Origin of the sequence: Citrobacter sp. Cu233 (genome assembly GCF_030332225.1) — a bacterium.
In the GTDB taxonomy this organism is placed as follows: Bacteria; Pseudomonadota; Gammaproteobacteria; order Enterobacterales; family Enterobacteriaceae; genus Citrobacter.
This window is the reverse complement of the sequence record NZ_JAOWIF010000042.1, coordinates 23,612-30,060: the sequence shown is the minus strand read 5'-3', so window position 1 is coordinate 30,060 and position 6,449 is coordinate 23,612. Positions and strand designations below refer to the sequence as shown.

4 protein-coding genes and 1 tRNA gene are annotated in these 6,449 nt (G+C 52.9%); 3 read left to right on the top strand and 2 right to left on the bottom strand.

The features are described 5' to 3' along the window. Positions 1-2: 2 nt before the first annotated feature. Together OGX95_RS18690 and orn are read right to left on the bottom strand one after the other, a co-directional pair. Positions 3-78 (bottom strand) — tRNA-Gly (locus OGX95_RS18690). 241 nt (positions 79-319) lie between these two features. Continuing rightward, the gene (gene orn, locus OGX95_RS18685; RefSeq protein WP_286630539.1) at positions 320-865 is read right to left on the bottom strand and encodes an oligoribonuclease; all 546 of its coding nucleotides are present in this window, start codon (positions 863-865) and stop codon (positions 320-322) included. A gap of 106 nt (positions 866-971) precedes the next feature. Here orn and rsgA point away from each other — a divergent pair, with 106 nt between their 5' ends. The 3 genes from rsgA to mscM all read left to right on the top strand — a co-directional run bounded on the left by rsgA (position 972) and on the right by mscM (position 6,417). Next, positions 972-2,024 (top strand): small ribosomal subunit biogenesis GTPase RsgA, encoded by a 1,053-nt coding sequence (gene rsgA / locus OGX95_RS18680; RefSeq protein ID WP_286630538.1) that lies wholly within the window; start codon positions 972-974, stop codon positions 2,022-2,024. Positions 2,025-2,116: 92 nt separating this feature from the next. After that, positions 2,117-3,085, top strand: coding sequence for an archaetidylserine decarboxylase (gene asd / locus OGX95_RS18675; protein ID WP_286630537.1), 969 nt, complete (start codon positions 2,117-2,119; stop codon positions 3,083-3,085). 17 nt (positions 3,086-3,102) lie between these two features. Next, positions 3,103-6,417, top strand: a complete 3,315-nt coding sequence (mscM, locus tag OGX95_RS18670; RefSeq protein WP_286630536.1) for a miniconductance mechanosensitive channel MscM — start codon at positions 3,103-3,105, stop codon at positions 6,415-6,417. The last annotated feature ends 32 nt before the right edge of the window (positions 6,418-6,449 follow it).

The window sequence follows — 6,449 nt, the reverse complement described above, 5'->3', positions numbered from 1 at the left end:
TTTGGAGCGGGAAACGAGACTCGAACTCGCGACCCCGACCTTGGCAAGGTCGTGCTCTACCAACTGAGCTATTCCCGCAAACTTGTACTTCTTTTGTTGCTGCCGTAACGTGTAATTCTCTGTCGTTACGGGAGGCGCATTATACGAGAAATCCGTTTAGCTGCAACCCCCCTAAAAGCGATTTTTTCGTTTTTCTGTTCAAATGCTGAATTTATCGACAAGTCGTTTAATTTAGCGGCAATCCTGCCCCAGTGCAAGCGCACTGGAACGATATTCGCAGGCCGGGCAGAGTACAACCGCCACCCGGTAATCCACAAAATCAAAGCTTAATAAAATGCTCGCGATAGTAAGCCAGCTCAGCAACGGACTCACGAATATCGTCCATTGCCTGGTGCGTACCTTGTTTCTTGAAGCCATCAAGGATCTCTGGTTTCCAGCGACGGGCCAACTCTTTAAGCGTACTGACGTCCAGATAGCGATAGTGGAAATAGGCTTCCAGTTCTGGCATATATTTAAACAGGAAACGGCGATCCTGGCCGATGCTGTTACCACAAATGGGTGATTTTCCTTCAGGTACCCACTCTTTTAAAAAGGCCAGTGTCGCCAGTTCGGCTTCACGATCGCCCATGGTGCTCGCTTTTACGCGTTCCACCAGCCCACTTTCGGTATGCGTACGTACGTTCCAGTCATCCATTAACGCCAGTTGCTCATCAGACTGATGCACCGCAATTGTCGGTCCTTCAGCCAGGATATTCAGGTTGGCATCAGTCACTAGCGTAGCGATCTCAATAATGCGATCGCGCTCGGGATCCAGACCTGTCATCTCCAGATCGATCCAAATCAGGTTGTTTTCATTGGCACTCATGCTATTTTCCACCCTTCAGACGTCACATTCAGTGTGACTATATTCATCTAAAATTGCGTGTATCATAAATGTTTTGCCCATTATGGGCGACCAGGAGCCAGTCCGATTGAGTAAGAATAAACTCTCCAAAGGCCAACAGCGCCGCGTGAACGCCAATCACCAGCGTCGTCTTAAAACGTCCGCGGAGAAGCCCGACTACGACGACAACCTGTTTGGCGAGACCGCTGAAGGCATCGTTATCAGCCGTTTTGGCATGCATGCCGACGTAGAATCTGCTGACGGTGAAATTCACCGTTGCAACATCCGCCGTACCATTCGTTCGCTGGTTACCGGCGATCGTGTAGTCTGGCGTCCGGGGAAAGCGGCGGCTGAGGGCGTGAATGTTAAAGGGATCGTTGAGGCGGTACATGAGCGTACCTCAGTACTCACTCGCCCGGACTTTTACGACGGGGTAAAACCCATTGCGGCCAACATCGATCAAATCGTGATTGTCTCAGCCATCTTACCTGAGCTGTCACTGAATATTATCGACCGTTATCTGGTAGCTTGTGAAACCTTGCACGTAGAGCCCATCATCGTACTCAACAAAATCGATCTGCTGGACGACGAAGGTATGGCCTTCGTTAACGAACAAATGGACATCTATCGCAACATTGGTTATCGCGTGTTGATGGTCTCAAGCCGCACCAAAGACGGCCTGAAACCACTTGAAGAAGCGTTGACCGATCGTATTAGTATCTTTGCTGGTCAGTCAGGCGTAGGAAAGTCCAGCCTGCTCAATAACCTTCTCGGCCTGCAGGAAGAGATCCTGACCAATGATGTCTCCGACAACTCTGGTCTTGGGCAGCACACCACGACAGCTTCTCGCCTGTACCACTTCCCTCACGGCGGCGATGTCATCGACTCCCCCGGTGTACGTGAGTTTGGGCTGTGGCATCTTGAACCGGAACAAATCACCGATGGCTTTGTCGAATTTCATGACTATTTAGGCCATTGCAAGTACCGCGACTGTAAACATGATGCAGATCCGGGCTGTGCAATTCGTGAAGCTGTCGGGGAAGGAAAAATCGCTGAGATTCGGTTTGAAAATTATCACCGCATCCTGGAAAGCATGGCGCAGGTAAAAACGCGTAAAAACTTTTCTGATACAGACAACTGACAACTAAGCTAAGCATCGCTAGAATCGTCCCCCTTTTTTCAGGATCCGGCCCATATGCCGGATCGGGAACAAATTATGGCCTGGAGGCTACCTTGTTAAACTCATTTAAGCTTTCGCTACAATACATTCTGCCGAAACTATGGCTCACTCGCCTGGCGGGTTGGGGTGCGAGCAAACGTGCAGGATGGTTGACCAAACTGGTCATCGATCTGTTCGTGAAATATTACAAGGTCGATATGAAAGAGGCGCAAAAGCCGGACACCGCCAGCTATCGTACCTTTAACGACTTTTTTGTTCGCCCACTGCGCGAAGATGCACGCCCGATCAATACCGATCCCAATGTACTGGTCATGCCCGCTGACGGCGTGATTAATCAGTTGGGAAATATTGAGGAAGACAAACTGTTACAGGCCAAAGGGCATAGCTACACCCTTGAAGCGCTGCTGGCAGGCAACTACCAGATGGCGGATAAATTCCGTAACGGGACGTTTGTCACGACTTACCTCTCACCGCGTGATTACCACCGCGTCCACATGCCGTGTAACGGTATCCTGCGAGAAATGATGTACGTGCCAGGCGACCTCTTCTCAGTAAACATCCTGACGGCGCAGAACGTACCGAACCTGTTTGCCCGCAACGAACGTATTATTTGTCTGTTTGATACCGAATTTGGTCCAATGGTACAGATTCTGGTTGGTGCCACCATTGTGGGTAGCATTGAAACCGTATGGGCTGGCACCATTACCCCACCGCGTGAAGGCGTGATCAAACGCTGGACGTGGCCTGAAGGCGAAAGCGAAGGCTCTGTGGCGCTGCTGAAAGGTCAGGAAATGGGCCGCTTTAAACTCGGTTCAACCGTTATCAACCTGTTTGCACCGGGTAAAGTTAATCTGGTTGCGCAGTTGCAGGATCTGTCGGTAACCAAAATTGGCCAGCCGATGGCCATTTCTACCGAGACTTTCGTGACGCCAGAGGCAGAGCCAGCGCCATTGCCGAAAGAAGAAATCGAAGCAGAACACGACGCCAGCCCGCTGGTTGATGACAAAAAAGACGAAAGTTAACCATAGGAATCGCTGCTGTGCGCCTGATTATCACTTTTCTGATGGCCTGGTGCCTCAGCCAGGGGGCGTACGCTGCGACGGCCCCCGATAGTAAACAACTCACTCAGGAACTGGAGCAGGCAAAGGCGGCGAAACCCGCTCAGCCAGAAACCGTTGAGGCGCTCCAGTCCGCGCTGAATGCTCTCGAAGAGCGGAAAGGCTCCCTTGAGCGAGCTGAACAATATCAGCAGGTTATCGATAACTTCCCCAAGCTGTCCGCCACGTTACGCGCACAGCTAAACAACCTGCGCGACGAACCGCGTAGCGTACCGACCGGCCTCACGACGGATGCTTTAAACCAGGAGATCCTTCAGGTCAGCAGTCAGTTACTGGATAAAAGCCGCCAGGCTCAACAGGAACAGGATCGCGCCCGGGAAATCGCCGACTCGTTAAGCCAGCTTCCTCAGCAACAAACCGATGCTCGCCGCCAGTTAAATGATATTGAGCGGCGCCTTGGTACAACCAACAGTAACTCAGCGCTCAATCAGGCGATGCAGGCAGAATCCGCCAGGCTTAAAGCCCAGGTCGATGAACTGGAACTGGCTCAGCTTTCCGCAAACAACCGCCAGGAACTGGCGCGAATGCGCTCCGAACTGGCAGAAAAACAGAGCCAACAGCTCGACGCTTACCTGCAGGCATTACGCAACCAACTCAACAGCCAGCGCCAGCGTGAAGCCGAACGTGCGCTGGAAAGTACGGAACTGTTGGCAGAAAACAGCGCAGGATTGCCGGAAGGCATCATTGACCAGTTTAAAGTTAACCGTGAGCTGTCTCAGGCACTCAATCAGCAGGCGCAACGTATGGATCTGGTCGCCTCCCAGCAGCGTCAGGCCACCAGCCAAACGTTGCAGGTACGTCAGGCGCTGAATACACTGCGGGAACAGTCACAATGGCTTGGCGTCTCGAATATGCTGGGGGAAGCACTGCGTGCACAAGTTTCTCGCCTGCCAGAAATGCCCAAACCCCAGCAGTTAGATACCGAAATGGCGCAACTGCGCGTACACCGCATGCGCTATGAAGACCTCCTCAACAAGCAGCCGCAATTACGTCAAATTCACCAGGCCGACGGACAACCACTAACCGCTGAGCAGAGCAGCATTCTCAACGCCCAGTTGCGCACTCAGCGTGAACTACTGAACTCTCTGCTGCAGGGTGGCGATACACTGATCCTCGAGCTCACTAAGCTAAAAGTCTCCAATAGCCAACTGGAAGACGCGTTGAAGGAGGTCAACGAGGCGACGCACCGTTATCTGTTCTGGACATCAGACGTCAGCCCCATCTCGCTTTCCTGGCCTGTCGACATTGTTCAGGACCTGCGCCGCCTGATCTCACTCGATACATTTAATCAGCTTGGCAAAGCCACGATCATGATGCTGACCAGCAAGGAAACGCTGCTACCACTGTTCGGTGCACTGGTGCTGGTTGGGTTTAGCCTTTCTTCACGTAAACACTTCACTCGCTTTCTTGAACGCTCGTCAGCGCGTGTTGGTAAAGTGACTCAGGACCACTTCTGGCTCACGATACGCACGGTATTCTGGTCGATACTCGTTGCCTCACCGCTGCCAGTGTTATGGGCAACGCTGGGTTACGGATTACAGGAAGCCTGGCCCTACCCGCTGGCAGTCGCGATAGGAGACGGCGTTACCGCAACGGTACCCATGCTGTGGGCGGTAATGATTTGCGCCACCTTCGCGCGCCCCAACGGTCTGTTCATTGCGCACTTTGGCTGGCCGCGTAACCGTGTCGCGAAGGCCATGCACTATTACCTGATGAGTATCGGGCTAATTGTCCCGCTGATCATGGCGGTGATTATGTTTGATAACCTCAATGACCGGGAATTCTCCGCTTCATTGGGGCGCCTGTGCTTTATCCTGATTTGCGGAGCACTGGCGATCGTAACCCTGAGCCTGAAACGCGCCGGTATACCGCTGTATCTCGACAAAGAAGGCAATGGCGACAACATGGTCAACAGTATGCTGTGGAATATGCTGATGGGTGCACCACTCATTGCTATTCTCGCGGCAGCTGTGGGCTACCTGGCAACATCACAAGCCTTGCTGGCGCGCCTGGAGACGTCGGTAGCAATCTGGTTCTTGTTACTGGTGGTCTATCACGTCATCCGTCGTTGGATGCTCATCCAACGTCGCCGTCTGGCATTCGATCGCGCCAAGCATCGACGTGCTGAAATGCTGGCGCAACGCGCGCGAGGTGAGGAAGAGCCGCCACATTCAACCAGCCTTGAAGGGGCCGTTGATGTTGACGAAAGCGAAGTGGATCTTGATGCGATCAGTGCACAATCGCTGCGCCTGGTGCGTTCTATCCTGATGCTCATCGCCCTGCTTTCGGTTATCGTGCTGTGGTCAGAAATTCACTCCGCTTTCGGCTTCCTGGAAAATATCTCACTATGGGATGTCACCTCCACGGTGCAGGGCGTGGAAAGTTTAGAGCCCATTACACTGGGTGCGGTGTTAATTGCGATTCTGGTGTTTATCATCACGACGCAGTTGGTGCGAAACTTGCCCGCATTGCTGGAACTCGCGTTGCTACAGCACCTGGATTTAACCCCCGGCACCGGTTATGCCATCACCACCATAACCAAATATCTGCTGATGCTGATTGGCGGTTTGGTTGGCTTCTCTATGATTGGTATCGAATGGTCGAAACTGCAGTGGCTGGTAGCCGCTCTCGGTGTGGGGCTGGGCTTTGGCTTGCAGGAGATCTTCGCCAACTTTATTTCCGGCCTGATCATCCTGTTTGAAAAACCAATCCGTATTGGCGACACGGTGACAATTCGCGATCTCACCGGTAGCGTGACGAAAATTAATACTCGCGCGACCACCATCAGCGACTGGGACCGCAAAGAGATCATTGTGCCCAACAAAGCGTTCATCACCGAGCAGTTTATCAACTGGTCACTATCTGACTCGGTCACGCGTGTCGTGTTAACTATCCCGGCACCGTCAGAGGCCAACAGTGAGGAAGTCACACAAATCCTGCTTACCGCCGCGCACCGCTGCTCACTGGTTATCGACACACCAGCCCCGGAAGTCTTCCTGGTCGACCTGCAGCAGGGAATTCAGATCTTCGAGCTGCGTATCTATGCTGCGGAGATGGGGCACCGTATGCCACTGCGCCACGAGATCCACCAACTGATTCTGGCAGGTTTTCGTGAGCACGGTATTGATATGCCATTCCCACCGTTCCAGATGCGTCTGGAAAGTCTGGGGGGTAAGCAAACGGGAAGAACGTTAAACTCTGCGGGCAGAGGCGCTCGCCCGGCGGGAAGTTTGTAAGCATCAATGATGCCTGATGGCAGCCCCACCTA